Origin of the sequence: Nocardia sp. NPDC004168 (assembly GCF_040610355.1) — a bacterium.
GTDB lineage: Bacteria > Actinomycetota > Actinomycetes > Mycobacteriales > Mycobacteriaceae > Nocardia > Nocardia sichangensis.
Genome location: NZ_JBEXME010000003.1, coordinates 487,106 through 512,979, shown reverse-complemented (window position 1 = coordinate 512,979; position 25,874 = coordinate 487,106). Strand labels below are relative to the sequence as shown.

The following is a 25,874-nucleotide window of genomic DNA, read 5'->3' as shown; positions in this document are numbered from 1 at the left end:
TGCTGCGCGACCACTTCGGCGATCTCGGCCCGGCGAGCAAACCCATACACGAAGGACCAAGCGGCGGTCGCGCAAACGCGAGCCACAAAGGGGCCGCGAACACGCCGCGACGAAGTCGCGGCCAAACAAACACAGTATTTTGTTGCGCATGGCTCGAACTCTGCTGGTTACCAATGATTTCCCGCCGCGGCCGGGCGGTATCCAGTCGTATCTGCAGGCGTTGGCCGGTGAGCTGCCGCCGGACGACCTGGTGGTCTACGCTCCGCGCTGGCGTGGCGACAGCCATCTGAAGTTCGATGCCCGGCAGAAGTTCCAGGTCATTCGCCATCCCACCACGCTGATGCTGCCGACTCCGCTGGTGCTGCGCAGAGCCGCGCGCCTGTTGCGCAGCGAGCAGTGCGACACGGTGTGGTTCGGGGCCGCGGCGCCGCTGGCGCTGCTGTCGCCCGCGCTGCGTCGCGCGGGCGCCGAACGGATTCTGGCCAGTACCCACGGCCACGAGGTCGGCTGGTCGATGCTGCCGGGGGCCAGGCAGGCGCTGCGCGCCATCGGCGAGCACACCGATGTGGTCACCTATGTCAGCCGCTATACCCGCCGCCGGTTCGCGTCCGCGTTCGGCTCGAACGCGGCGCTCGAGTATCTGCCGCCCGGGGTGGACTCCGAGGTCTTCCGCCCGGATCCGGCCGCGCGGGCCGAGCTGCGCGAACGATACGGCCTCGGCGACCGGCCGACCATTCTGTGCCTGTCCCGGCTGGTGCCGCGCAAGGGGCAGGACGCGCTGATCCTGGCGATGCGCGATATCCGCGAGCGTGTGCCGGGCGCGGTCCTGGTGATCGCGGGCGGCGGCCCCTTCGAGGACAAGCTGCGCGCCCTGGCGGTCGCCGCGGGCGTCACCGAGGACGTGGTGTTCACCGGCCGCGTCCCGTCCGGTGAGTTGGCCGCGCATCACACGCTGGCGGACGTCTTCGCGATGCCGTGCCGGACCAGGGGCGCGGGGCTGGATGTGGAGGGGCTCGGCATCGTCTACCTGGAGGCGTCGGCGTCCGGTGTCCCGGTGGTGGCGGGTAACTCCGGCGGCGCGCCGGAGACGGTGATCGAGGGCAAGACCGGTCGCGTGGTGGACGGGCGTTCCGTGCAGCAGATCGCCGACGCCCTGGTGGACATTCTGTCCGACCGGGATGCCGCCGCGCGGATGGGCGCGGCGGGCCGCGCGTTCGTCGAGCAGCAGTGGCGCTGGGACAGCTTGGGCGCGCGCCTGCGACAGCTGCTGCGGTGATCCGCGTCGCATCTACTACGCTCAGCGGAGTGAGCAGTATCCAGGTCGCAGATCAGACCTTCGTCGCCGCACCGGGGGCCGCCGTGGCCGAGCTGCTGGCGGGACCGAACAATTGGCGCCGTTGGTGGCCCGACCTGGCCCTGGATGTCCGTGAGGATCGAGCCGAGAAGGGTATCCGCTGGTCGGTGTCCGGTGGCCTGACGGGGACCATGGAGGTATGGCTGGAGCCCGCGCTCGACGGGGTGATCCTGCACTACTTCCTGCACGCCGAGCCGGAGCCCGCGCTGCCCGCGGGCAAGCTCGCCGCCGCCAACCGGGCGCGCCGGGTCGCGGGCAAGAACATGTCGTTCGAGGTGAAGTCCCGCCTGGAGGCGGGCCGCCCCGCCGGTGTCAGTCCCGCGCCCCAGCCTTGATCTACCAGCACCGACGCTGAAAGGAACCCCTGTCCGAATGGCCGACCGGACCCAGAGATCGATCGTCATCGAGGCCCCGTCGCAGCAGGTGATGTCCGTCATCGCCGATCTGGAGTCCTATCCCGAGTGGGTATCCGCGGCGAAGTCGGTCGAGGTGCTGGAGGTGGGGCCGGACGGTCTGGCCAAGACCGCGCGGTTCGTGTTGGACGCCGGGGTGGTCAAGGACACCTACGTCCTGTCCTACGAGTGGCGCGCCGACCGTAAGGCGGTCAGCTGGCGGCTGCTCAGCGGCGAGTTGCAGAAGGCGCAGAACGGCACCTACGAGCTGATCGATCGGCCCGGCGGCACCGAGGTCGTCTACACGCTCACCGTCGACCTGAACATCCCGATGATCGGCATGTTCAAGCGCAAGGCCGAGAAAGTGATCACCGATACCGCGCTGAAGGAACTGAAGAAACGGGTCGAAGGCTGACCGCGCACAAGACCCGGGTCGAGCTGTTCATCGGCAAGGGTGGGGTGGGCAAGACCACGCTCGCGTGCGCCACCGCCATGGCCGAGGCCAGGTCGGGCCGTCGCGTGCTGATCGCCTCGCTGGATCAGGCGCATTCGCTCGGCGACGCGCTCGGCTTCCGTTTCCCGCACGATCCGGGCACCGTCACCGGCGTCGCCACCGTGCTGCCCGGACTGGACGTGATCGAGATCGATTCGCTCGCGCTGCTCGAGGACCGGTTCCGCGACGTGGTGCGGGTGATCTCGGCCGGCCGCGGGCACGAGCACGGTTTCGACCTCGCCGCGCTGGACCCGGCGGAACTGACCGGATTGCCCGGCGTGCAGGAACTACTGATGCTGGTGGAGATCGCCCAGTTCGCCGCCGAGGACGACTGGGATCTGATCGTCGTCGACTGCCCGCCCTCGGCGGACATGCTGCGCATCGTCACCGCGCCGGGCACGCTGCTGGGTTACGTGGAACGGATATGGCCGCCGCACGCACGGGCGATGAGCGCCGTCGGCACAGACCTGCGGCGCGCCGTGCTCGCGGCCACGGTCGAACGAATCGTACGGGCGGTCACTGAAGTTCGCGATCTGCTCGCCGACCACCGGCGCACGCGGGCGCGGCTGGTCACCCTCGCCGAGCGCGTCGCGGTGGCCGAGTCGCAGCGGGTGCGCTCCGCCGCGGCGCTGCTGGGCCTGCGGCTGAACGCCGTCGTGGTGAACAAGGTGCTGCCCGATCTCGCGCCGCCCGACGGAGCCGAACATCCGGCGGTGCAGTGGTATTCGAACCGGCGCGGCGAGCAATCCGACGTCATCGCCGAGTTGCGGAGCACGATGCCGGGTATACCGGTGGTGATCGCGCGGCACACCGGCCCGGAGCCGATCGGGCTGAACTCGCTGGCCGCGCTGTCGTACGCGATGGACTCGGCGGGCGACACCGGGGACGCTGCGCTTATGCTGAGCGACAATCAGACGGAGGTCGACGCGAGTTCCGGCGAACCGCTGGTTCTCCTGGAATCCGGCACCGGATTGCAGTCGGTGTACGCGCTGCGCATGCACCTGCCGGTGGTCGACGCCGCCACATTGCGCCTTGGCCGAGTGGAGGACGATTTGATCGTGGGAGCGGACGGTGTCCGGCGCCGGGTGCGCCTGGCGCCGGTATTGCGGCGGTGCACGGTCGACGGCGCCGAACTCGATGACGGATATCTGGTGGTCCGCTTCCGGCCCGATCCGCGGGTCTGGGCGCACGCGTCCGAAAGTCGCGACCATGACCGGTGATCCGCACTCGCCCAGGGGCGAGGAGGTCGGCGGCCACACCGCGCCGGACGGTGTCGCCGAATTCGCCGAGGAACTGAAGCTGCTGGCCGAGGCGGTGCTGGAACGGGTCGAGCCGGTGTTGCGGCGCGCGGCCGACGGACAGGTCGAGTGGTCCAGCTGCAGCTGGTGCCCGGTGTGCGCGGCCGCGGCGCTGGTGCGCGGGGAGCACCACGACGTGCTGGCCGCGGTCGCCGATCACGGCACCGCGATCGTCACCGTGCTGCGCGAGGCGCTGGCCGGAGTGCCGGTCGAACCCGTCATGCCCACCGAAGCCGACCCGGAGACCGGCGCGCCGCATCGCCATGGCCGGCCCGGGGACGACGACGGTCCCCGTTACGTCGACATTCCCGTGACGATCAAGGTATGACGCACCAGATGGCCGGTACGCGACCGCTGACCGTCGGAATAGACGTCGGCGGCACCAACATTCGGGCGTCGGTGATCGATGACAGCGGCGAGGTGCTGGACACGGTCCAGGCGCCGACGCCGCATTCCGCGCGAGCGCTGGAGGACGCGCTGGACCGGGCCGTGCGCGACCTGTCCGGCAGGCATCCCATCGGCGCGGTCGGCCTCGCGGTCGCCGGGTTCATCAACGGCGATCGCTCCACCGTCCGGTTCGCCCCGCATCTACCCTGGCAGGACGCCCCGGTCGCCCAGCGTCTCACCGAACGGCTGGAACTGCCGGTGATCCTGGAACACGACGCCAACGCGGCGATGTGGGCCGAGTATCGGTTCGGCGCCGCCGCGGGCGGGCACAACGTGGTGCTCATCGCGATCGGCACCGGCATCGGCGCCGCCCTGCTGATCGACGGCCAGCTGTATCGGGGCACGCACGGCGTCGCACCTGAACTGGGTCATCTGCAAGTCGTTCCGCAGGGGCGGCCCTGTCCGTGCGGCAAACGCGGGTGCTGGGAGCGCTACTGCAGCGGAACCGCTTTGGCGGAGACCGCGATCGAGATGCTGGCCAGCGATACCCTGCGCTCCGTGCTGGCCAGGGATGTGGCACGCGATCCCGGCTCGCTGACCGGACGGCGGGTCGCGGGCGCCGCGCAGGACGGCGACCCGCTCGCCGTGCGGGTGATGGCCGACTTCGCGCGCTGGCTCGGGCTCGGGCTGGCGTTCGTCAGCGACATCTTCGATCCGGACCTGGTGGTCATCGCGGGCGGCGTGAGCAGTTCGGCGCCGTTGTTCCTGGACGAGGCGCGCGAAGAGTACGCGCGCGCGATCACGGGCGCGGGACACCGGCCGCTGGCCCGCATACGAACCACCCAACTGGGTGAGGCCGCGGGCATGATCGGCGCGGCCGACCTCGCGAGGGCGGCACTGCCCTCGGGCGCGCGTAAGTCCGCGCGCGTCGCGCGGACCAGTCGTTGACCACGCCGCCACGACCCCTCGTGGCCTGCCGCGACACGCCGGTCGTCGTCATCGCTCGGCGTCGAGGCCGAAGTGTGGTGAGATTCGCCGCTGCGGTTGGATGTGATCTTGCACCGGCGGTAAAGTCGGCAATTGAAGCAGGTGCCCGCAACTATCCCGGTCCCGGGGGAAGGACGTCATGTTCTACTGGCTGCTGAAGTTCGTGCTGCTGGGACCGTTCATTCATCTCTACAACCGGCCTACGGTCGAAGGCGTAGAGAACATTCCGGCGGACGGGCCGGCCATCATGGCGGGTAACCATCTCTCCTTCGCCGACTGGCTGTTCGCTCCGTTGCTCAGCCCGCGGCGGATCAGCTACCTCGCCAAGGCCGAGTACTTCAACACCCCGGGCATCAAGGGCCGGCTCCAGAAGTTCTTCTTCAGCGCCTCGGGCCAGTACCCGATCGATCGCAGCGGCGCCGACGCCGCCGAGGACGCGCTCAACGCCGCCCGCAAGCTGCTCGACCAGGGCCGTCTGGTCGGCCTCTACCCCGAGGGCACCCGCTCCCCCGACGGCCGCCTGTACAAGGGCAAGACCGGCTTGGCCCGCCTGGCGCTGGAGACCGGCGTCCCCGTCATCCCGGTCGCCGTCATCGGCACCGACGAGGTGAGCCCACCCGGACCGTTCCGCTGGCGCCGCAGGAAGGTGACAGTCAAGTTCGGCGAGCCCATCGACTTCTCCCGCTACGACGGCATGGGCGGCAACCGCTTCGTCGAGCGCGCCGTCACCGACGAGGTCATGTACGAGCTCATGCAGCTCACCGGCCAGGAGTACGTCGACGTCTACGCCCACAGCCTGAAGAAGGGCGTCCCCAGCGGCAGCCACCCCGCCGCCGTCCCCGTCCGCATCCCGGACACCGCCGCAGGCTGATCACTCAGCCCGGCCTGGCCCCGAGACCCCCTGTTCTCGGGGCCGTTTTGGTACTGGCTGAAGCCGGTAAGGCTATGCGAGCAGAAAAGCGACGACGGGAAACACGATCGCGGTAAACGCGGCGAATACCACGGCACCCACTTTCGCTTTGGGGATCGAGTTCAACCGGGTGGCCGCGAAACCATAGATCCCGAGGAAGACGAAAAGCGTTCCCCAAGAGACCAACGCCCGGCTGGCGATGTCCCCCAACCTGTCAGCGAAGATCAGGGCCAGGCTGACGATCGTAGATCCGGACGCTGCGCCCATCGCCAGGAACGCCGCTCCCGCGGGACTGTTCATGACCATCGGCGCACGGCCGACCGGAACGACCTCCTGCGGGTCGGTGTGATGGACGCCTTCGCGTCGACACAACAGATCGAAGACCGTTGCCGGGTTGACCCATTCGCCGACCTGGGACCGCACCTGAGCAAGTGCGTGCACCGCCTGGGCGCTCGCATACGAGGTGATGAAACCTTCGCGTGACGTGCGGAATCCACCGCGATCTCGATGGATCGGTGACAACTGCTGGTAGTCGAGCAACTCGATGAAGGCACTGCGGAAAGTGGGGTGGAACATCCAACGGTCACCCGAGGTCGCCAGCGCCGCAACCGACAGCTGCAAGGTGGCGTGATGCCAGGTTTGCGCCACGTTGCCGCGACGTATCTGCTCCTCCTCGAGCTTGCCGAGATCGTGGTCCAGCCCGCCGAGTACCCGTTCGGTCGCCAACTCGTGGGCTCGGCGCACGCGGGTGCCGCCGAGCACCGCGATCTCCGGTACCGCCAGCAGGCTCGCGATCTGCGCGGCCGCGTAGTTGGGCTCGACCCGCGGGTCTCCGGCGAGCACCGCGGAGACCAGAAAGGTCGTGCCGCGCAGTGCAGCACGCGCGGCCTCGTCGTCGGAGGCGGACAACTCCAGCAGTGCCCGTATCGCCGCCGTCGTGGCTGTCACCGAGACCGCAGAGATACCGTCGGCCAGCGACCAACCACCCGTATCCGGGTCCTGCGCAGTGAGCAACGCGTTGCGGCAGGCCACCAGATCGGCGTCCGCGACAGCGATACCGAAGCATCGCAGAGCACGCAGCCGCCAGGCCGCATCCACCGGAGCATGGAACTCCCACTCCCCGCGCGTGCTGTGCGGAACCACATCGCGCCGCACCAGCGCCAGCACCGCCGCTGAATCCGGCACGGGCCGGTTCACTCTGGACAGGGCGCACACAACCTCGGCGGTGTCCTGCGGATTGGGCGGCACGTCGGTCGACCAACCCCAACCCGCATAGCCGTCGTCGTGCCGAACCAGATTTCTGCCGAACCAGTCGGCAGCCAGTCCGATGCGGTCGTCGACATATGACACAGCGCCCCCTTGCGAACGGTGAAAACACTGCCCTGACCGGTGATACGTCTCGCCAGCCTGGACGGTGCCCGTCAATATATCCGTTCTCCGGCATCCAGCAGAACCGCTGCGGCGACGAGAACTCCACCGGCTACCGTCGGCAGCGACAGCTGTGATCTGTCCACCGCCGCGACAACGACCGAGGCCACGAGCGCCTCGTTCACGCCGAGCGCACCTGCGATCTGCGGGCTGAGGCGTCGCATCGCACGCCAGTACAACGCGAACCCCGGACCCAGCAGGGCTGCGCCGAGCGCCAGCTCGGCGAACGTTCGCTCCCAATCCCATGTGGTCATCGTCAGGAAGGGCGCGGTGAGCACTCCGGCAACGGCCAGCTGCAGTCCCGCCGAGACCGTTGGGTCGCGATCGGGAGACTCTCGAGCTACCAGGACGATCAACGCGGTCACCGCAGCCGCGCTACCGAGTGCCAGGCCACAACCGATCAACGCGCTACCAGTGTCGATCTCCGACGCGGGTCGAGCGGAGACCAGAACGATGGCGGCTACCAGCAGCAGCAGCTCGACCAGGATCCGTACGTTCACCGCCCGCTTGCCGGTGTACATGGCCAGAACCAGCAACATGATTGGAGATGCCAGGTGCAAAGCGACGACCACCGGTACGGGGCCGATGGCCAAGGCCGCGACGTACAGCGAAATATTGACGGCCTCGAGCAAGCCCAGTCGGAAATAGGTATTCCCGTGCGAATACAGCTCCAGAGCCGGACGCCGACCGGTGACCGCTGCGACGCTCAACAGGGGAATCGCCGCGCCTATAGCGACCAGCGGTCCAGCACGGTCGGAACCCAGCAACGCGAGCCCGGCACTGAACAATCCCCATAGGCTGGTCCCAGCGACGAATAGCGCCACCGACGATGCCCGACCTCCACCGGACCGTCGCACACCAACCCTCCTCCCCTTTCTTGGAGTCGGCGGCTACCGTGCCTCACGACTCCGCGATCGCAGCACCGGCAGGTATCGAAATATGCTGCGTTATGGAGTATTCCAAGTTCGAACGCACGACTATCGCCGAACGCGTGATGCATGCCGGAGCAGAGCAGGCGACGACGTTGCCCACAACGTAAGAAGACGCCAAGGTTTTCTTCGGCAAGAGCGGGAAGACTGCGGAGCATGTTCAAGAAGTTGTTGGCGGTGGCCGGGGTCGGTGGGGCCGAAGTGGAGACCGAGTTGTTCACGCCGGGTGTGCAGCCCGGGGGCACGGTGGAGGGCGTGATCCGTTTGCGGGGCGGGGCGGTCGCGCAGGAGATCACCCAGGTGGCCGTCGAGTTCGTGACCAGGGCCGAGCAGGAGTACGAGGATCACGAGGGCGTGCGCGACGTCGCGTTCGGACGTATCGGAGTGCACGGACCGTTGCATCTGCCCGAGGGGGCGCCGCTGGAGTTCCGGTTCGCGGCCCGCGCGCCGATGGAAACACCGATCACGTTCTACAACGGACGACACCTGCCCGGCACGGTGGTCTCGCTGCGCACGATCGTGGAGATCCACGGCGCGGTGGACGCCGCCGACACCGACCCGATCGGCGTCGGCGCCCTGCCCGCTCAGCACGTGCTGCTGGAAGCGGTGGAACGCTTGGGATTCCATTTGCGTAGCGCGGACGTGGAATCCGGCCGGGTGCACGACACGCCCCAGACGCTGCCGTTCTACCAGGAGATCGAGTTCGCGGGCGCACCGCACTACCCGGGCCTGAACCAGCTCGAGGTGACTTTCGTTCCGACCGAGACCGGCATGAGCGTGGTCCTGGAGGCGGACAAGCGCGGCGGTTGGCTCTCCGAGGGCCGCGACGTGTTCGACGCGCTGTGGGTGGACTACCAGCACCTGGGCGGCGTGGACTGGGCGGGCGAACTGCACCACCGTATAGCGCGCCTGGCGCACTGACTCTTGCTTGTTGTCCACACGGACCCGGCCCGTTCACGCGCCGTTGACGTAGTTGCGTCAGGGTTGCCTCATGACCGGCTCGGACTCGAGACCATCCGGCGCACCGTATTGCGCGCCTCCGCGCTCGGACTGGTGGCGGCCCCCGCACTGGCGGCATGCTCGCCGGACAACGGCCCCGCGCTGGTCCGCGGGCGGCCGGTGCTCACACACGGTGTCGCGGTGGGTGATCCGCGCGCGGACGGCGCACTGATCTGGGCCCGCGCCGATCGCCCCGCCACCTTGCTGGTGGAAACCGCCGCCACGGAATCGTTCACCGATCCCAAGCGTTTCACCGGACCGCTGCTCACACCCGATTCCGACGGCACCGGCCGGGTACGGGTCAACGGCCTGCCCGCCGGAACGCAGGTGCACTACCGGGTGACGCTGCGCGGCGAGGACGGCGCCACCTCCGAACCGGTCACCGGGGTCTTCCGCACCGCGCCCACCGCCGCGTCGGACATCCGGCTCCAGTGGTCCGGCGACGTCGCGGGCCAGGGCTACGGCATCAACCCGGAGCTGGGCGGCATGAGGATCTTCGCCGTCATGGCCGCCCGCGACCCGCATCTGTTCCTGCACTCCGGCGACTCGATCTACGCCGACGGACCGCTGCGGGAATCGGTCGCCCTGCCCGACGGGCGGATCTGGCGCAATGTGGTCAGCGAGGCGAAAAGCGCTGTCGCGCAGACCCTCGACCAGTTCCGCGGCAACTACGCCTACAACCTGACCGACGAGAACTACCGCCGCTTCAACAGTTCGGTCGCCCAAGTGGTCCAGTGGGACGACCACGAGACGGTGAACAACTGGTACCCGGGCGGACTGGTCGGCGAGTCCAAGGGCTACACCGAACGCTCCATGGACACCCTGGCCACCCGTTCCTGGCAGGCCTTCCACGAGTGGATGCCGCTGGAGCCGAGGGAAGCGGTGGACGGCCGCCTGTATCGCAAGATCTCCTACGGTCCGCTGCTCGACGTCTTCGTGCTGGACATGCGCGCGAACAAGGACGCCAACAACGCGAACAACGGCCCCGACGGCCGCATCTTCGGTCCGGCGCAGACGAAGTGGCTCGTCGACAGCCTGCGCGAGTCCACCACCACCTGGAAGATCATCGCCAACGACCTGCCGCTCGGCTTGGTCGTCCCGGACGGCGAACAGAAGAACACCACCGCCTTCGAGGGACCCGCCAACGGCGATCCCGGCGCGCCGTCGGGCCGGGAACGCGAGATCGCCCAGGTGCTGTCGTCGATCAAGGCGAACAAGGTGGCCAACGTCGTCTGGCTCACCGCCGACGTGCACTACACGGCGGCGCACCGTTATTCGCCCGAGCGGGCGGCCTTCACCGACTTCGACGAGTTCTGGGAGTTCGTCTCCGGTCCGCTCAACGCGGGCGCGTTCGGCCCGAACCAGCTCGACGGCACCTTCGGTCCGGAGGCGGTCTACGTGCACGCCCCGCCGGTGCAGAACAGCTCGCCACTGGACGCCTTCCAGCATTTCGGCGAGGTGCGCATCGACGGAAGGTCAAGGGAACTGACCGTAGATCTGTGCGACGCCGCCGGATCCGTCCTGTTCAGCAAGAGCCTTGCGCCGGCGTCGCGGTGACACCCCGCTTCGGGGGAGCGGCGCGGGCCGCGCTGTGGTTAGCTCTTCTGCCATGAGCACGCCGCACATTGTCTCCAACGCCGAGGAATACCTCCCCCGCGATACCGCCGATGTCGTTCGCACGGTGCGGGATTCACGTGGGCGATCGGAACGGCTGATGGTGCGCGGCGGCGAGCTGCTCGACGAGGGCCTCGCGCTGCCCGCTCAGCCGACCGTGGTGTCGCTGCGCCGGATGAATCAGGTGCTGGACATCAACCTGGGCCGGCGCACCGTCCGGGTGCAGGCGGGCGCCAAACTCTCCGATATCGACCGCAGGCTCGGCGCGCACGGCCTCGGCCTGCCCGTCGTCGGCGATCACCGCGACATCACCGCGGGCGGCTTCGCCTCGGTCGGCGGCGTCAGCGCGGCCTCGCACAAACACGGCCTGTTCATCGACCAGATCGTCGATCTGGAGTACGTGGACACCGACGGGCGCATCGGCACCTGCGGGCGCACCCACCACACCGAGCGGTTCCAGCGCATCCTGGGCGCGGGCGGCCGGGCGGGCATCATCACCGCGCTCACCCTGGACGCGATCGAGATCGACAAGGAACGCACCTGGCTGACCACCGACGCCGACCGGTTCCTGGACTTCGACTCCTTCGTCGAGCACGCCTATGCGGAGATCTTGCGGCCCGGCAACGCCGAACTGCAGGTCGGCCGCTGGGTCGATACCGCGCCGCTGAAGGTGGCGCGCCCGGTCGGCACCGGTCACGTGCAGCTGGGCACCGTGCGCTTCGGGCAGTGGTCGAGCCTGTACCCCACCGCGCCCACCAGGGGACTGCGCGCCCGGCGCGAGGTCGGGTCGCGCGCGCGGAAATCGCTGGGCGCCATCGCCTCCGCCGCGCCCGGCAAGGCGGGCATGCCTGTGCGCAACGCGGCCGCGGGCGCGGTGCTGTTCGCGCCGAAGGTGCAAACCCTCCGCGATGCGGAGTATCTGGCCGATACGGCGCTCAGCTCGTCCGAGCGTGGGCCCGCCTACCGGGTGGGCATTTTCGCGCCCCTGTCGAGCTATACGTCGGTGTTCTACCGCCTTCACGATCTGTTCTCGGGACACCGGGAACGCACCGGCTGCTTCACGGTCATCTCCGCGATGACCTACGGCGTCCGCTCGCGCTACCTGCGCGCCGAATCCGCCGCCCGCGGCCTGCCCGCCGAAGACCACGGCCTGATCACCTTCACCTGCCGCCTGCGCCCTGCCGCGCTCCCGTCGGAACAGTTGCGCGACATCGTCTCCGGCATCGAGGAGATCTGCCGTTCGGAGAACTCGCTGCGGTACGAAGCCGAGTAGCGGTTCGGCCCGTACCGTCCCTCGGTCGAGGGCCGCTGGTGCGCGTGCCGCCGGAAATCGCCATGACCACCGATCAGGGCCAGCGCTAGCGTTGCGTTCATGTTCGTCGTGACCGTCACCTACACCGTTCCGCTCGCCGAAGTGGACCCCCTGCGCCCCGCTCACGGTCGCTGGCTGGAGCAGCTCATCACCGACCGGCACCTCGTGCTGGCGGGACGCCGCGTTCCACTGGTGGGCGGCGTCTACCTGACCACCGATATGCCGCGCGATCGGCTCGACTCGATCCTCGCCACCGATCCGTACCTGCTCCACGGCGTCGCGACGCACGAGGTCGTGGAGTTCACGCCACTACTCGGCGCGCCCGAGGTGATCGCGGCCTCCGACCGCAACGGAGCCTGAGGTGAGCCGGATACAGTGGGTCTGATTCGCGAGCACGCACCGCCGAATTCGCCACTCACAATCGGTGAAACTCCGACTGAGCGCTTCTCGGGCCCGAGGTAGTTCTCGAACACCGCCCTGCCGCGGCTGTCAGGATGCGGACGACGCCGATGCCGATCAGCGACTGCGGACCGAATTCCGGAAAACGCCACCGGTAGCGGGTTCTGATGCGACATAGTGGTAAACGCTCACGTTCCCTACTTATACGCGAGCGTACCTTACTCCATGTTCGTGATCGGATCAGAGACCTCATGAGGACGAGCACATCTGCCGCGGCGATCAGCGCATTCGCCATCTCAGCCCTGGTCGCGGGAACCGTGGCCGGTTTTCCCGCAGCGGCCGACGCCGACGTATCACCCACCGCGGGTGCGCCGGGTGTGATAACGGTGGACTCCACGACGGACGACGTAGCGGCCGACCCAGGCAGCGGGCAATGCCGCACGATCTCCGGCGCCTGCACGCTGCGCGCCGCGGTGCAGACGGCCAATGCCCGTCCAGGCAGCACAATCGTGGTTCCCGCCGGTCGATACGTGTTGACGATCGCCCCCGACCAGCGGAAAGTACAGGGTCGCAACCCTGATCCGACCACGGGCGACCTGAACCTGACCGCCCCCACGACGCTGCGCGGCGCCGGTCGCGATCGAACAGTGCTGGACGCCGACGGGATCGACCGGGTGGTCAGTGTCGCCGCGCCGGTGACGTTGGCGGGATTGACGGTGACCGGCGGAGTCGCCGCCCAGCACGAGATCCCGTTCTACGACACCGGCGGGGGCGGCATCGCGAATTCGTCGGATCTCGTTCTCGACGACGTCGTGGTCCAGGGCAACAGCGCCGGATACGGCGGCGGCATCTTCAACGTGCCCGGCTCGGACTTGAAGACGAGGAATACGGTCATCTCCGGCAATTCCGCGGGCGAGGCGGGCGGTGTGCGGTGCGACAACACCTGCACCTTCACCGATACCACGATCGCGGACAACCACGTGGTCGACCCCGGAGTCTGGTACCGCCCTGGCGGATTCGCCGGACGCGGCGGCGGCGTCGACGTTCGGGGAAGGGGCGTGGTGACCTTCGATCGCGCGACGATCACCGGGAACACCGCATCCGACGGCGGCAGTGGCATCAACGTCGCGCCGGCCTACCTCGACACCCTTCCACGCCGGTTGACCGACCTGGTGGACGTCCCTCTCGGCACCGTCCTCCTGCGGGACTCCACGATTCTCGGCAACAGGTCCGGGACAGCTGTGGTCAACTGCGCCGAGGTGTTCGCGAGAATTGCCTCGGAAGGTGGCAACACCAGCGACGACGCATCCTGCAACCTCACCGGGGCCGGCGACAGAGTTCTGTCCTAGTCGGCGGGCGTCGGCGGCCCGAGCAAGGCGCGGTGGATGTACACGACGGCTTCCTCGAGCTCGAGCAAGTCTCCTCCGGCACGGAGGGTTCGGCGGATGGCCTCGTTGGTCGCGTCGGTGACCGCCAGGTACGCGCAATCGGGAACGGTGGAGTCGACGGGGCCCGCTGCCGCACGCCACGATCGGATGAATCCCGCGAACCACTGCTGGCATCGTTCGAACGACTCGATCGCGCGCGACCCGGCCACAGCGGTTTCCAGGTAGAAGGCACGGGCGAACGAAGGCTCGTCGCGCAGCAGCGTGAGGTACTCACGGATGCCGCGGCGGAGCGCTTCGAGTGGCGTCACCGGCTCGGACGAGATCTGCCTCATGACCTGCCGGAGATGATCGATCATCAGATCGCGGCCGGTCTCGGCCGCCGCGAGGAAGCAGGCTTCCTTGTCCGGAAAGTGCTGATAGAACGTCCGACGCGAAACCTTCGCGGCAGCGGCGATATCCGCGATCGTCGCATCGAGGTAGCCCCGGTCGGCGACGACGACCGTGACCCCGTACAGCAGGCGCTGCCGTTGCGAGCCCGTCACCAGGTCACGAGCGAGGCCGTGCGGTCCGTGTGGTAACGCCTTCAAGGTCGGTTCCAGCAACTTCTCTCCCACCCGCACCTTCATAGCAGGTGCGGGCCCGGAGCTACCCAGGACTCCACCGCTTCGGCAGCTCGTCGCACACGCGAAACGGCCCCACCGGATTTTTTCCGGTGGGGCCGTTTCGGCAGATCTTCGGCTCAGTGCTTCTCGGGACCGAGGTAGTACTCGAACACCAGCCCGGCGGCGGCGGTCAGGACGCACACGACGCCGATGCCGATCAGCCAGAACTGGAAGAACGCCAGGCCGAGCGCGGTCACCGAACCGGCGGCGGCCAGCGTGATCGGCCAGAAGCTGCCGGGCGAGAAGAAGCCCAGGTCGCCCGCACCGTCGACGATCTCGGCGTCCTCGTAGTCCTCCGGGCGCAGGTCGAGACGACGGGCGACGAACCGGAAGTAGGTCCCGATGATCAGCGACAGACCCGCGGTCAACACCATGGCCGTGGTGCCCGCCCACTCGACACCCGTACGCGACTGACCGGTGAAGAAGCCGTAGACGCCCGCGATGATGATGAAGAACACCGTGAGCAGTTCGAAAATCCGCGCTTCGATCTTCATGTCAGATCAATCCTCACTTGCTCTCGGCCGAGGCCGCGCTCTTGGTGTCGCGCCTGGTGTTGAACGGCGCGGTGGACGTGGCGACCGGAGCCTCCCCGATGGACTCGAGCGCCTCGGCGTTGGTCTTGCCCGCCTGGCGCGCGTCCAGGTACTTGGTGAACTTGTCCGGCGTGACCGCGCGGACCTCGAAGTTCATCATCGAGTGGAAGGTGCCGCACATCTCGGCGCAGCGGCCGACGAACGCGCCTTCCTTCTCGATCTTGGAGATCTGGAAGACGTTGTCGGAGTGGTTTTCCTTCGGGTTGGGCATCACGTCGCGCTTGAACAGGAACTCCGGCACCCAGAAGGCGTGGATCACGTCGGCGGCGGCGAGCTGGAACTCGATGACCTTGCCGGTCGGCAGCACCAGGACCGGGATCTCGTTGCTCGAGCCGATCGTCTCGACCTTGTCGTAGTGCAGGTAGGAGAGGATGTCGTTCTCCGGCTTGCCGTGTACCGGGCCCGGCTGCGGGTGACCGTCCTTGGTCCGTTCCTTGTACCCCTCGAGCTGCTCCTGGTTCAGCGCCTCACGCGAGGTGTCGATGCCGTCGAACCGGTAGCCGTCCTTGAAGTCGACGTTGCGGTAGCCGAACTTCCAGTTCCACTGGAAGGCGGTCACGTCGACGGTGACGTCGGGGTTGTCCACCTTCTCGTGCACGTAGTTCTGCACGACCACGGTGAAGTAGAACAGCACGGCGATGATGACGAACGGAATCGCCGTGTAGGTCAGCTCCAGCGGCACGTTGTAGCCGGTCTGGCGCGGGAACTCCGGAGAGTCGGCCTTCTTGCGGTGGAACGCGATGGTCCAGAAGGTCAGACCCCAGACCAGCACGCCCATCGCCAGCGCGGCGATGACCGACCAGGTCCACAACTCCCGCATCCGGGTGGCCTGCGGCGTGATGCCGGACGGCCAGCCGAACCGCAGCCAAACAGTGTCGATCGAGCAGCCCGAGACGAGCAGCGCGGTGATCCCCAAGGACACCGCCAGCCCGGCCCGCCGAAGGATACGGCCCTGCCGACCCCGGGCGGGTCGTGCCCCGATCTCTTCGCTCGCCTTGTGCGCCACGCTCACGCCTTCCTGGTCGCCACACATTCCGACAGTGCATCGTCCGGGCTGCGATGGGCCCCGACGATACGTCCTAAGCTCGTATCAGGGCACTCCCCGGGCCGGCGCATTCGCGCGCGGGTCGCCTGAGAGAGACCTGAGTACTACGCAGCGTAGACCAAACGCACCCCCCCTTTGTCGTCGGGTCGGCTTCGACACCTCACCGGGCCCGCCGGGATCATCGTCACCAGCGATTCCGCCCTGAGGTGACGCGCGCGACGCGCGGACGCCCTAGGTGCGGCATACTCGGACACTAGATTTCGTCCCCTTGCGCCCCATCCGGTGCGCGCGTATCCCGACTGTGAGAAATGAGGTTGCCGACGCCGTGTGTGGACTGCTCGGATTCCTGGCATCTGACGAGGCGGCACCTGGCACGGTGGAGCAGGTCTACGAGGCCTTGCACTGCGTGCGCCACCGCGGCCCGGACGAGCGCGGCACCTGGCACGACGACCATGTGATCTTCGGGTTCAACCGCCTGTCGATCATCGACATCGAGCACTCGCACCAGCCGCTGCGCTGGGGCCCGCCCGAGCGGCCCGACCGCTACGCGCTCACCTTCAACGGCGAGATCTACAACTATCTCGAGCTGCGCGCGGAACTCGCCGAGGCGCACGCCGCCGAGTTCCCGGACGGCAAGATCTTCCAGACCGAGGGCGACAGCGAGGCCATCGTCGCGGCGTTCCACTACTGGGGTCCGGAGGCGGTGCGGCGGCTGCGCGGCATGTTCGCCTTCGCGATCTGGGACACCGAGACCAACGAGCTGTTCCTGGCCCGCGACCCGTTCGGCATCAAACCGCTGTTCCTGGCCACCGGGCCGGGCGGAACCGCGTTCGGCAGTGAGAAGAAGAGCCTGCTCGAACTGCTGCCCGTGCTGCGGCTGAGCGACGAGCTGGACCCGCGCGCGCTGGAGCACTACACCGTGCTGCAGTACGTGCCCGAGCCGGAGACGCTGCACAAGGACGTCCGCAGGCTGGAATCGGGCAGCTACGCCACCGTGCGGCCCGGCGCGGCGCCGGTCGTCACCCGGTACTTCATCCCGAAGTTCCCGGTGCGCCCGTTCACCCCCGGCTCGGCGGCGTCCCGCTACCGGGAGATCGCCGCGGCGCTCGAGGACTCCGTCGCCAAGCACATGCGCGCCGACGTGACGGTCGGCTCGTTCCTGTCCGGCGGCATCGACTCCACCGCGGTCGCGGCGCTGGCCATGCGGCACAACCCGAAGCTGATCACGTTCACCACCGGGTTCGAGCGCGAGGGCTACTCGGAGGTGGACGTGGCCGCCGAGAGCGCCGAGGCGATCGGCGCGCGGCACGTGGTGAAGGTGGTCTCCCCCGCCGAGTTCGCCGCGGCGATCCCGGAGATCGTCTGGTACCTCGACGACCCGGTGGCCGACCCGGCGCTGGTCCCGCTGTACTTCGTCGCCAAGGAGGCCCGCAAGCACGTCAAGGTGGTGCTCTCGGGTGAGGGCGCCGACGAGCTGTTCGGCGGGTACACCATCTACCGCGAGCCGCTGTCGCTGAAGCCGTTCGAGAAGCTGCCCCGCGGCCTGCGCAGGCTGGCGGGCAAGCTGTCGGACCGGATTCCGGACGGCACGAGGGGCAAGAGCCTGTTGCACCGCGGCTCGCTCACGCTGGAGGAGCGCTACTACGGCAACGCGCGCAGCTTCAGCGACGCCCAGCTGCGCGCCGTGCTGCGCGAGTTCCGGCCGGAATGGACCCACCAGGACGTCACCGCGCCGCTCTACGCGCAGTCGCGCGGCTGGGATCCGGTGGCCCGGATGCAGCACCTGGACCTGTTCACCTGGTTGCGCGGCGACATCCTGGTCAAGGCCGACAAGATGACCATGGCCAACTCGCTGGAACTGCGCGTGCCGTTCCTGGACTCCGAGGTGTTGAAGGCGGCCGAGGGATTGCCGTTCGACCAGAAGATCACCAAGGAGACCACGAAGTACGCGCTGCGTCAGGCGCTGGAGGGCATCGTGCCGCCGCACGTGCTGCACCGCGCCAAACTCGGCTTCCCGGTCCCGCTGCGGCACTGGCTGCGCGGCACGGAACTCTACGACTGGGCGCAGCAGCAGATCGCGGAGTCGCAGACCGACCACCTGCTGAACAAGGCCGCGATCAGCGAGATGCTGGTCGCGCACCGGGCCGGGACCGCCGATCACAGCCGCAGGCTGTGGACACTGCTGGTGTTCATGGTGTGGCACGGCATCTTCGTCGAGGACCGGATCAAGCCGGAGATCCAGGAGCCGGTCTACCCGGTCTCGCTCTGACCCCGAAACGCGGGAAAGGCGCGCACCCGGCCGGGTGCGCGCCTTTCGTCCGCACGGTCTACAGCAGCGTCTTGATGTCCGCCGCGGCTTCGGGACCGTAGGCCTGGCTGAGGCGCTCGAGCGCGGACTCCTTGGTCAGCGTCCACTCCTGGGTGCCCATGGTCTCCAGCACGAGCACGGCGATCAGCGAGCCCAGCTGCGCGGAACGCTCCAGGCTCAGCCCGGCGGTGTGCGCGGTGAGGAAGCCGGCGCGGAAGGCGTCACCGACGCCGGTCGGCTCGACCTTCTCGATCTCGGGCACGACGCCGACGGTCACGTCGGTGCCGTCGCGATCGACGATCCGCACGCCGTCCGCGCCCAGGGTGGTGACGCGGACGCCGACCTTCTGTGCGACCTCTTCCTCGGTCAGGCCGGTTTTCTGCAGCAGCAGGCCCCACTCGTACTTGTTCGTGAAAAGGTATGCGGCTCCGTCGATCAGCTGCACGGACTGGTCGCCGTCCAAGCGGGCCAGCTGCTGCGAGGGATCGGCGGCGAACGGGATCCCCAATTCGCGGCACTCGGCGGTGTGCCGCAGCATCGCCTCCGGGTCGTTGGCGCCGATCAGGACGAGGTCGAGGTCCCGCGTCTCGGCGAGTTCGGCGATGGAGATGTCGCGGGCCTCGCTCATCGCGCCGGGGTAGAACGACGCGAGCTGGGCCATGTCGTCGTCGGTGGTGCAGACGAAACGCGCGGTGTGCGCGCGGTCGGACACCAGCACGGTGGAGCAGTCGACCCCGTGCTTCTCCAACCAGGCGCGGTACTCGCCGAAGTCGGCGCCGACGGCTCCGATCAGCAGGGGCGTCCGATTGAGCAGGCCCATGGCATAGGCGATGTTGCCACCGACGCCTCCGCGACGTATCTGCAGATCGTCGACGAGGAAGCTCAGCGACACGTGGTCGAGCTGATCGGCCAGCAGTACGTCGGCGAACCGTCCGGGAAAACGCATGAGGTGGTCGGTCGCAATGGACGCGGAAACGGCGATGGACACGTGGCTGAGCCCCTTCAACGGTAGGCGGCAGGCGGTGCAGACCGGGACGCGAGTCCCGATCTCACCGTAGCTGATGCCGCCTCTCCGGGTCTTCAGGCCGTACTAGTTGAGCGGCACCGGATTTGCGTTCAGGTCTTGCGCAAGTGCCGCTCGGGTCCTGGGCGTTCCCGACGAGTTACCCATGTCCTTACGAGATCAGTTGTTCCGATCGAACGCGGCCGATCTCCGCGACCGCGCCGGGACGCTACTACCTCAGTTGAAGGAGTCGCCGCAGGCGCAGGAGCCGGTGGCGTTCGGGTTGTCGATGGTGAAGCCCTGCTTCTCGATGGTGTCGACGAAGTCGATCGAGGCGCCCTGCACGTACGGCGCGCTCATCCGGTCGACGGCCAGCGTGACGCCACCGAAGTCGACGGTCAGGTCGCCGTCGAGTGAGCGGTCGTCGAAGAACAGCTGGTAACGCAGGCCGGCGCAACCACCCGGCTGCACCGCGATCCGCAGCGCCAGGTCGTCGCGGCCCTCCTGGTCGAGCAGGGCCTTCGCCTTCGTGGCGGCGGCGTCGGTCAGAGTCACACCGTGGGTGGCGGTCTCGTTCTGCACAGTCATGAACTCTCCTCGAGGAACCTGTGGTCGAACCCGTGGAACAGCGCACGGGTCGTGTCGGTAAACACCACTCGGCGGGCTGCTATTCCTCCATCTTGCCACCAGCCGGTCCGCGGTGACACGCAACCTCCGTGAGCCCGCACACTCCGGGCGAATCGGACCGCATTTCTCGCCGCGCCACCCATCGAATAGCCTGGTCGGTGTGAAATTGTTCCGTCGCGGCGAGTCCAGCACCACCGACGCGACCGCCGCATCGACGGTGGTCACGAACGGTGACTCGGCCGCAAGCAGCACCCGCGCGGCGGCCACGGCCACCGCGGGCAAGGGCCGTCCCACCCCGAAACGCCGTGACGCGCAAGGCAAGCGCCGCGGCCCGATAGCACCCGCTCCGCTCACCGCGAAGGAGGCCCGCGCCCGGCGCAAGGCCGCGCGGGGCACCAGAGCGGAGCGCAAGGCGGCGTCCGCGAAGCGGCGCGAGGCCGCCGCGGATCGACGGGAGCGCATGCTCGCGGGCGAGGACAAATACCTGCCGCCCCGCGACCAGGGCCCGGTCCGGGCCTTCGTCCGCGACATCGTCGACGCCCGGCGCAACCTGGTCGGCCTGTTCATGCCGATGGCGCTGGTGCTGATCTTCTCGATGTTCCTCGCGCCCGCGCTGCAGACCGTCGTCACCCTGGCCATGCTGGTGATGATGCTGTTCATGGGCATCGAGGGCGTCCTGCTCGGCCGCGTGGTGAACAACCGGGTCAGGGAGCGTTTCCCGGAGACCACCGACGGCGGCTACCGCCTCGGCTGGTACGCCTTCGTCCGCGCCTCGCAGATCCGCAAGATGCGCGCCCCGAAGCCGCGAGTAACCCCCGGCGAAGCTGTGTAGTTTTGCCAGCGCCTGCGGCGCTGGTTGGTCAGCGGTGGTGGGTGTTGCGGCCGAGCATCGCCGTCAGCTCGGAGTGCAGCCGCTGTACGTCGCGGTCGATCACTTGCGCGGATCCCGCGCGGTCGGTGCCGCGGGTGATGAGTGTGGCGAAAGCCACGATGACCGCCAGGGTGATGAGAAAAGTAACCATGGCAGTAATTTTGCGGTCAGTGATTTACCGCCGAAAGTGGCGGTACTGACATAGTTCGCAAAAATACGGCCACTAGACTGGGCGCATGCTGTCGAAGGTCGCCGTGGTGCTGTCCGAACGCATGGCCATGTTCGAATTCGGGGTCATCTGCGAGGTTTTCGGCCTCGACCGCACGGCCGACGGACTGCCCGCCTTCGATTTCCGGGTGTGCGGGGCCGAGCCGGGTGTCCCGCTGCACTCGACCAGCCCTGGCATCACAGTCACACCGGAGTACGGGCTGGAGGAACTGGCGGCGGCCGATCTGGTGGCCATTCCCGCCGCGGCGGCCGACCACGGATTCGATCCGCGGGTCGTCACGGCCATCCGCGACGCTGCGGCCGCCGGGGCGACCGTGCTCACCGTGTGTTCCGGAGCGTTCCTGGCCGGGGCGGCCGGGTTGCTCGACGGCCGCAAATGCACCACGCACTGGCGCTACGTGGAGAAACTCGCGGCCGAGTACCCCGAGGCAACTGTCGATCCGGACGTGCTGTTCGTCGACGAGGGTGACCTGATCACCAGCGCAGGCACCGCCGCGGGCATCGATGCCTGCCTGCACCTGGTGCGGCGCGAACTCGGCAGCGGCGTGGCCAACGCGATCGCGCGGCGGATGGTGGTCCCCCCGCAGCGCGACGGCGGGCAGCGCCAGTTCATCGAACGCCCCGTCGCGGCCTGCACCTCCGACAGCCTGATCCCCACCTTGGAGTGGATGAACGAACACCTCGACCTGCCGCACACGGTGGAAGACCTGGCCGCCCGCGCCAACATGTCCACCCGCACCTTCGCGCGCCGATTCGCCGCCGAGACCGGAACCACCCCCGTGAAATGGCTCACCAACCAGCGCGTGCTGCTGGCCAAGCAACTGCTCGAGGAAACCGACCTCGGACTGGAACACATCGCCGACCGCTCCGGCTTCGGCTCCGGCGCCCTCCTGCGCCACCACTTCCAGCGCCTCGTCGGCATCGCCCCCACCGAGTACCGCCGCCGCTTCGGACGCAGCTCGGACACACCCGCCTGATCGCGGAACGGCGAGGGGACCCCGCGCCCGCTCGGCACGTCTCGCCGCAGGCCGCATTCCGAAGTTCGCCGGAGCACGGCACACGCCGGGCGGGCATCGGCAGTCACGCGGCAATCCGCCGTTCGATTGATACCGTGCACTCGTGTCGGAAAGTCCCTCGCCCGCGGCGCCGCGCAGCATCCTTGTTCTGGGTGGCGCGCGGTCCGGGAAGTCGGCGTTCGCGGAGGACCTCGCGCTCCGGGCCGGCGGCCTGGTGCGCTATCTCGCGACCGCCGTGCCCGATCCCGCCGACCATGATTTCGCCGAGCGCATCGCCAAACATCGCGGCCGACGCCCGGCGGGCTGGTCGACCATCGAAAGCGCGGACCCGACAGCGATTCTCACCGCGTTCATGCCCACGCCGCCCGACGTGACCCTGATCGACGACATCGGCACCTGGCTGACGGCCCGCATCGACGCGCGCGAGGCTTGGGAGGCTCCGCGCGGCACGGTCTCCCCCGACACCGACGCACTGGTCGCGGCCGTCGCCGCCTACACCGGTGATCTCGTGATCGTCAGCCCGGAGGTAGGCATGGGCGTCATCCCGGCCACGCGTTCGGGCCGCCTCTTCCGCGACGAGATCGGCACCCTCAACCAGCGCCTGGCCCAGGTCTGCGACGAGGCCTTCTTGGTCGTAGCGGGCCTTCCCCTCCGTCTCAAGTAGCCCGCGCGACTACGAGCGACGACCGGCGGTGAACCGCGCTGATCGGTCGCACCGCCCACCGCCGGAGATCAGGTCACGAACCCACGGCGCGAAGGGGCAATGGCAAGATTGGGCGGCGTAGTCGGCGGAACCGCCATGACCGAAAGGCTCGATAGTGACGCACGGATTCGGACCGGTAGCGCCTCCGGACACACAGTTTCGTGCGGCGGCCGAGCAACGGCAGGCGCAGCTGACCAAACCCGCTGGCGCACTGGGCCGATTGGAGCAACTCGGCAATTGGGTGGCGGCCTGCCAGGGCACATGCCCGCCGAAGCAGTTCGAGCGCGCCAGGGTCGTGGTCTTCGCCGGGGATCACGGCGTCGCGCGGCACGGGGTGTCGGCGTATCCGAGTGAGGTCACCGCGCAGATGGTCGCGAACTTCCTGGGTGGCGGCGCCGCGGTGAACGCGCTGGCGGCGGTGGCGGGCGCGACGGTTCGGGTGGCGGACATCTCCGTCGACGCCGACACCGATCCGCGGGTGTCCGAGCACAAGGTGCGCCGCTCCAGCGGGGCGATCGATCGCGAGGACGCGCTCACCGCCGAGGAGGTCCGAGCGGCGATCGAAGCAGGCCGTGCCATCGCCGACGAGGAGATCGACGCGGGCGCCGACCTGCTGATCGCGGGTGACATGGGCATCGGCAACACCACTCCGGCCACCGTGCTCGTCGCGAGCCTGACCGATACCGAGCCGGTCGCGGCGGTCGGCCGCGGCACCGGCGTCGACGACGCCGGATGGATCCGCAAGGTCGCCGCGATCCGCGACGCGATGCGCCGTGCCCGCCCGGTGGTGAAGGACCCGGTCGAACTTCTCCGCGTGGCCGCGGGCGCCGACTTCGCCGCGATGGCGGCGTTCCTCGCCCAGGCCGCCACCCGTCGTACGCCCGTCGTCCTGGACGGCGTCGTCGTCACGGCCGCGGCGATGGTCGCAGAGGATCTCGCCGCGGGCGCGAGCGCCTGGTGGCTGGCCGGTCACCGCTCCACCGAACCGGCACACGAACTCGCGCTGCGGCACCTGCGCCTGGATCCGCTGCTCGACCTGACCATGCGCCTCGGCGAAGGCTCCGGCGCCCTGACCGCCCTTCCGATCCTCCGCTCGGCCGTGGCCGCGCTCGCGGAGATGTCCACCTTCGCCGAAGCGGGCGTCAGCACGTCCGACGCCGAACCGGCGAGCGCCCCGCCGAACCTGCGCAAGTGAAGTCCGCCCTGCCGCGAGGCCGCCGCCTGCCTCCGACTCGGCGCGGCTGCCGTGACCTGGTTCCTGCGGGACAGTTCAGGGCTTCGAGCGGTGATCCGCAGGCGTCGGCAGTCCGCCCGCGGCACCCGGCCCCCGGGGAAGCGCCGCCCGTCCGCGGAGGACCGGCGTGAACGGGGTTCGGCTGGCGATCTCCTGGCTCACGGTGCTCCCGGTGCGCGGGCCGGATGCCGTGGACCGCGCGGCGGCGGGGCGGGCGATCCTGCTGGCGCCGCTGGTCGGCGCCCTGCTCGGGGCCGGGGCGGCGGGCCTGCTCTGGGCGCTGACCGGGGCCGGGGCGAGCGCCGCGCTGGCCGGGCTGCTGGTGGTCGGCGCGCTGGCGTTGATCACCAGGGGTATGCATCTCGACGGCCTGGCCGACACCTTGGACGGGCTCGGCAGCTATGGGCCGCCGGAGCGGGCAAGGCAGATCATGAAAAGCGGCGGGGCCGGACCATTCGGCGTCGCCGGGCTGGCGTTCGTCATCGGCATACAGGCGTTCTCGTTCGCGTCCTTGGCCGATTCGGGCCGGTGGTTCGCCGCCGCTCTCGCCGTGGTGACCGGCCGTGTCGCGGTGATCCTCGCTTGCCGGGGTGTCCCGGCCGCGCCGGGCACCGGGTTCGGTGTTCTGGTGGCAGGCACGCAATCGGCCGCCGCCGCGGTCATGTGGCCGGTGACCACGGCGGGTCTCGCCGTGTTCGCCGTGCCGGGCCGCCCGTGGCTCGGCCCGCTGGCCGTGACGCTCGGACTGGCCGCGTCGACGGTTCTGGTCCGGCACTGCGCGCGCCGTTTCGGCGGGCTCTCCGGTGACGTCCTCGGCGCCGCGATCGAGACCACGGTGGCCCTCACCGCGGCCGTGCTGTCCCTCACGATCCAGCCCGGCTGACCGTCTCCGGCGGGCCTTGGGGGCGAGAGTCTGGGTCACTGGAATTTTTCCGGCGGTGGCGCGCGGATCGTCTGGGTCGGGCAATAAGGTGGGCGGTATGTCTTCTGAGCGCCTGTACTTTCGCCAGCTGTTGTCGGGACGCGACTACGCCGTGGGCGATCCGATCGCGACGCAGATGCGCAACTTCGCGTATCTGATCGGCGATCGGGAAACGGGCGACTGCGTGGTCATCGATCCGGCCTACGCCGCGGGTGATCTGGTGGACATCGCCGAGGGCGACGGCCTGCGGCTGAGCGGGGTGCTCGCCACCCACCACCACCCCGATCACGTGGGCGGCACGATGCTCGGCTTCACCCTGCGCGGTGTGCGCGAGCTGCTCGAAAAGACAAGCGTCCCAGTGCATGTCAACGCCAAAGAACTGCCGTGGGTGGCCAACGTCACCGGGATCGCCGAGAGCGAGTTCACCGGCCACGAGCACGGCGACAAGGTCACCGTCGGAGCTTTCGACATCGAGTTACTACACACGCCCGGCCACACGCCGGGCAGTCAGTGCTTCCTGTTCGACAACCGCCTCATCGCGGGCGACACCCTGTTCGTCGACGGCTGTGGCCGCACCGATTTCCCCGGCGGCGATTCGGACGAAATGTTCCGCAGCCTGCGCTACCTGGCCGGACTCGCCGGCGACCCGGTCGTCTATCCGGGCCACTGGTACTCGCAGGAACCCAGCGCCGCGCTGTCCACTGTCCGGGACAAAAACTACGTCATGCGTCCGCAGACGCTGGAGCAGTGGCACATGCTGATGCCGGGCTGA

Annotated in this window: 27 protein-coding genes; 19 read left to right on the top strand and 8 right to left on the bottom strand. The window is 68.8% G+C overall.

Annotated features, from left to right (window positions below):
- The first annotated feature begins 148 nt into the window (after nt 1-148).
- The 7 genes from ABZW96_RS09460 (at nt 149) to ABZW96_RS09430 (ending at nt 5,782) form a co-directional block, all read left to right on the top strand.
- Nucleotides 149-1,276, top strand: coding sequence for a glycosyltransferase family 4 protein (locus ABZW96_RS09460; RefSeq protein WP_355072945.1), 1,128 nt, complete (start codon nt 149-151; stop codon nt 1,274-1,276).
- A gap of 29 nt (nt 1,277-1,305) precedes the next feature.
- Nucleotides 1,306-1,689 (top strand): polyketide cyclase / dehydrase and lipid transport, encoded by a 384-nt coding sequence (locus tag ABZW96_RS09455; RefSeq protein ID WP_355072943.1) that lies wholly within the window; start codon nt 1,306-1,308, stop codon nt 1,687-1,689.
- Nucleotides 1,690-1,726: 37 nt separating this feature from the next.
- On the top strand, nt 1,727-2,161 hold the full coding sequence (locus tag ABZW96_RS09450) for an SRPBCC family protein (RefSeq protein ID WP_355072941.1): 435 nt from the start codon (nt 1,727-1,729) through the stop codon (nt 2,159-2,161).
- A complete protein-coding gene (locus ABZW96_RS09445; protein ID WP_355073000.1) occupies nt 2,158-3,459 on the top strand; it encodes an ArsA family ATPase in 1,302 nt (433 codons plus the stop codon). Before ABZW96_RS09450 ends, ABZW96_RS09445 begins: the two co-directional genes overlap by 4 nt.
- Nucleotides 3,449-3,865: a hypothetical protein gene (locus tag ABZW96_RS09440; RefSeq protein WP_355072940.1), complete on the top strand. Its 417-nt coding sequence runs from the start codon at nt 3,449-3,451 to the stop codon at nt 3,863-3,865. The genes ABZW96_RS09445 and ABZW96_RS09440 overlap by 11 nt, the downstream gene beginning before the upstream one ends.
- Nucleotides 3,862-4,872: an ROK family protein gene (locus ABZW96_RS09435; protein ID WP_355072938.1), complete on the top strand. Its 1,011-nt coding sequence runs from the start codon at nt 3,862-3,864 to the stop codon at nt 4,870-4,872. The genes ABZW96_RS09440 and ABZW96_RS09435 overlap by 4 nt, the downstream gene beginning before the upstream one ends.
- Nucleotides 4,873-5,050: 178 nt before the next feature.
- Nucleotides 5,051-5,782: a lysophospholipid acyltransferase family protein gene (locus ABZW96_RS09430; RefSeq protein ID WP_355072936.1), complete on the top strand. Its 732-nt coding sequence runs from the start codon at nt 5,051-5,053 to the stop codon at nt 5,780-5,782.
- A gap of 72 nt (nt 5,783-5,854) precedes the next feature.
- Here ABZW96_RS09430 and ABZW96_RS09425 read toward each other — a convergent pair whose 3' ends face one another.
- Nucleotides 5,855-7,171 (bottom strand): hypothetical protein, encoded by a 1,317-nt coding sequence (locus ABZW96_RS09425; RefSeq protein ID WP_355072934.1) that lies wholly within the window; start codon nt 7,169-7,171, stop codon nt 5,855-5,857.
- A 71-nt stretch (nt 7,172-7,242) separates the two neighbouring features.
- The gene (locus tag ABZW96_RS09420) at nt 7,243-8,037 is read right to left on the bottom strand and encodes a hypothetical protein (RefSeq protein ID WP_355072932.1); all 795 of its coding nucleotides are present in this window, start codon (nt 8,035-8,037) and stop codon (nt 7,243-7,245) included.
- A gap of 297 nt (nt 8,038-8,334) precedes the next feature.
- On the opposite strand from ABZW96_RS09420, the gene ABZW96_RS09415 reads away from it, so the two are divergent.
- The 5 genes from ABZW96_RS09415 (at nt 8,335) to ABZW96_RS09395 (ending at nt 13,851) form a co-directional block, all read left to right on the top strand.
- A complete protein-coding gene (locus ABZW96_RS09415; protein WP_355072930.1) occupies nt 8,335-9,099 on the top strand; it encodes a sporulation protein in 765 nt (254 codons plus the stop codon).
- A 63-nt stretch (nt 9,100-9,162) separates the two neighbouring features.
- Entirely contained in the window at nt 9,163-10,734 is a 1,572-nt protein-coding gene (locus ABZW96_RS09410; protein ID WP_355072928.1) for an alkaline phosphatase D family protein, read from the top strand.
- A gap of 52 nt (nt 10,735-10,786) precedes the next feature.
- Nucleotides 10,787-12,064, top strand: a complete 1,278-nt coding sequence (locus ABZW96_RS09405; protein WP_355072926.1) for an FAD-binding oxidoreductase — start codon at nt 10,787-10,789, stop codon at nt 12,062-12,064.
- Between the two features lie 99 nt (nt 12,065-12,163).
- Nucleotides 12,164-12,463: a YciI family protein gene (locus ABZW96_RS09400; RefSeq protein ID WP_355072924.1), complete on the top strand. Its 300-nt coding sequence runs from the start codon at nt 12,164-12,166 to the stop codon at nt 12,461-12,463.
- Nucleotides 12,464-12,753: 290 nt separating this feature from the next.
- Complete coding sequence (locus ABZW96_RS09395) at nt 12,754-13,851, top strand: CSLREA domain-containing protein (RefSeq protein WP_355072922.1); 1,098 nt, start codon at nt 12,754-12,756, stop codon at nt 13,849-13,851.
- On the opposite strand, the gene ABZW96_RS09390 is transcribed toward ABZW96_RS09395, so the two are convergent.
- The 3 genes from ABZW96_RS09390 to ABZW96_RS09380 form a co-directional block, all read right to left on the bottom strand.
- Entirely contained in the window at nt 13,848-14,504 is a 657-nt protein-coding gene (locus tag ABZW96_RS09390; protein ID WP_355072920.1) for a TetR/AcrR family transcriptional regulator, read from the bottom strand. The genes ABZW96_RS09395 and ABZW96_RS09390 overlap by 4 nt on opposite strands.
- Nucleotides 14,505-14,629: 125 nt before the next feature.
- Entirely contained in the window at nt 14,630-15,046 is a 417-nt protein-coding gene (locus tag ABZW96_RS09385) for a cytochrome c oxidase subunit 4 (RefSeq protein WP_355072918.1), read from the bottom strand.
- 13 nt (nt 15,047-15,059) lie between these two features.
- Entirely contained in the window at nt 15,060-16,151 is a 1,092-nt protein-coding gene (locus ABZW96_RS09380) for a cytochrome c oxidase subunit II (protein WP_355072999.1), read from the bottom strand.
- Nucleotides 16,152-16,515: 364 nt separating this feature from the next.
- On the opposite strand from ABZW96_RS09380, the gene asnB reads away from it, so the two are divergent.
- A complete protein-coding gene (gene asnB, locus ABZW96_RS09375; protein WP_355072916.1) occupies nt 16,516-18,459 on the top strand; it encodes an asparagine synthase (glutamine-hydrolyzing) in 1,944 nt (647 codons plus the stop codon).
- A 58-nt stretch (nt 18,460-18,517) separates the two neighbouring features.
- Here the strand turns inward: asnB and ABZW96_RS09370 are convergent, their stop codons facing one another.
- Together ABZW96_RS09370 and ABZW96_RS09365 are read right to left on the bottom strand one after the other, a co-directional pair.
- Nucleotides 18,518-19,486, bottom strand: coding sequence for a carbohydrate kinase family protein (locus tag ABZW96_RS09370; RefSeq protein ID WP_355072915.1), 969 nt, complete (start codon nt 19,484-19,486; stop codon nt 18,518-18,520).
- A 252-nt stretch (nt 19,487-19,738) separates the two neighbouring features.
- Nucleotides 19,739-20,089: an iron-sulfur cluster assembly accessory protein gene (locus ABZW96_RS09365; RefSeq protein WP_355072914.1), complete on the bottom strand. Its 351-nt coding sequence runs from the start codon at nt 20,087-20,089 to the stop codon at nt 19,739-19,741.
- Nucleotides 20,090-20,345: 256 nt separating this feature from the next.
- Between ABZW96_RS09365 and ABZW96_RS09360 the strand changes: the two genes are divergently transcribed.
- Complete coding sequence (locus tag ABZW96_RS09360; protein ID WP_355072997.1) at nt 20,346-20,960, top strand: DUF3043 domain-containing protein; 615 nt, start codon at nt 20,346-20,348, stop codon at nt 20,958-20,960.
- 28 nt (nt 20,961-20,988) lie between these two features.
- On the opposite strand, the gene ABZW96_RS09355 is transcribed toward ABZW96_RS09360, so the two are convergent.
- The gene (locus ABZW96_RS09355; protein WP_355072912.1) at nt 20,989-21,150 is read right to left on the bottom strand and encodes a hypothetical protein; all 162 of its coding nucleotides are present in this window, start codon (nt 21,148-21,150) and stop codon (nt 20,989-20,991) included.
- A gap of 85 nt (nt 21,151-21,235) precedes the next feature.
- Here ABZW96_RS09355 and ABZW96_RS09350 point away from each other — a divergent pair, with 85 nt between their 5' ends.
- The 5 genes from ABZW96_RS09350 (at nt 21,236) to ABZW96_RS09330 (ending at nt 25,874) form a co-directional block, all read left to right on the top strand.
- Nucleotides 21,236-22,204, top strand: coding sequence for a helix-turn-helix domain-containing protein (locus tag ABZW96_RS09350; RefSeq protein ID WP_355072910.1), 969 nt, complete (start codon nt 21,236-21,238; stop codon nt 22,202-22,204).
- A 142-nt stretch (nt 22,205-22,346) separates the two neighbouring features.
- Nucleotides 22,347-22,907, top strand: a complete 561-nt coding sequence (cobU, locus tag ABZW96_RS09345) for a bifunctional adenosylcobinamide kinase/adenosylcobinamide-phosphate guanylyltransferase (protein ID WP_355072908.1) — start codon at nt 22,347-22,349, stop codon at nt 22,905-22,907.
- Nucleotides 22,908-23,061: 154 nt separating this feature from the next.
- A complete protein-coding gene (gene cobT, locus ABZW96_RS09340) occupies nt 23,062-24,141 on the top strand; it encodes a nicotinate-nucleotide--dimethylbenzimidazole phosphoribosyltransferase (protein ID WP_355072906.1) in 1,080 nt (359 codons plus the stop codon).
- 166 nt (nt 24,142-24,307) lie between these two features.
- The gene (locus ABZW96_RS09335) at nt 24,308-25,063 is read left to right on the top strand and encodes an adenosylcobinamide-GDP ribazoletransferase (RefSeq protein ID WP_355072905.1); all 756 of its coding nucleotides are present in this window, start codon (nt 24,308-24,310) and stop codon (nt 25,061-25,063) included.
- A 97-nt stretch (nt 25,064-25,160) separates the two neighbouring features.
- Nucleotides 25,161-25,874: an MBL fold metallo-hydrolase gene (locus tag ABZW96_RS09330; protein WP_355072903.1), complete on the top strand. Its 714-nt coding sequence runs from the start codon at nt 25,161-25,163 to the stop codon at nt 25,872-25,874.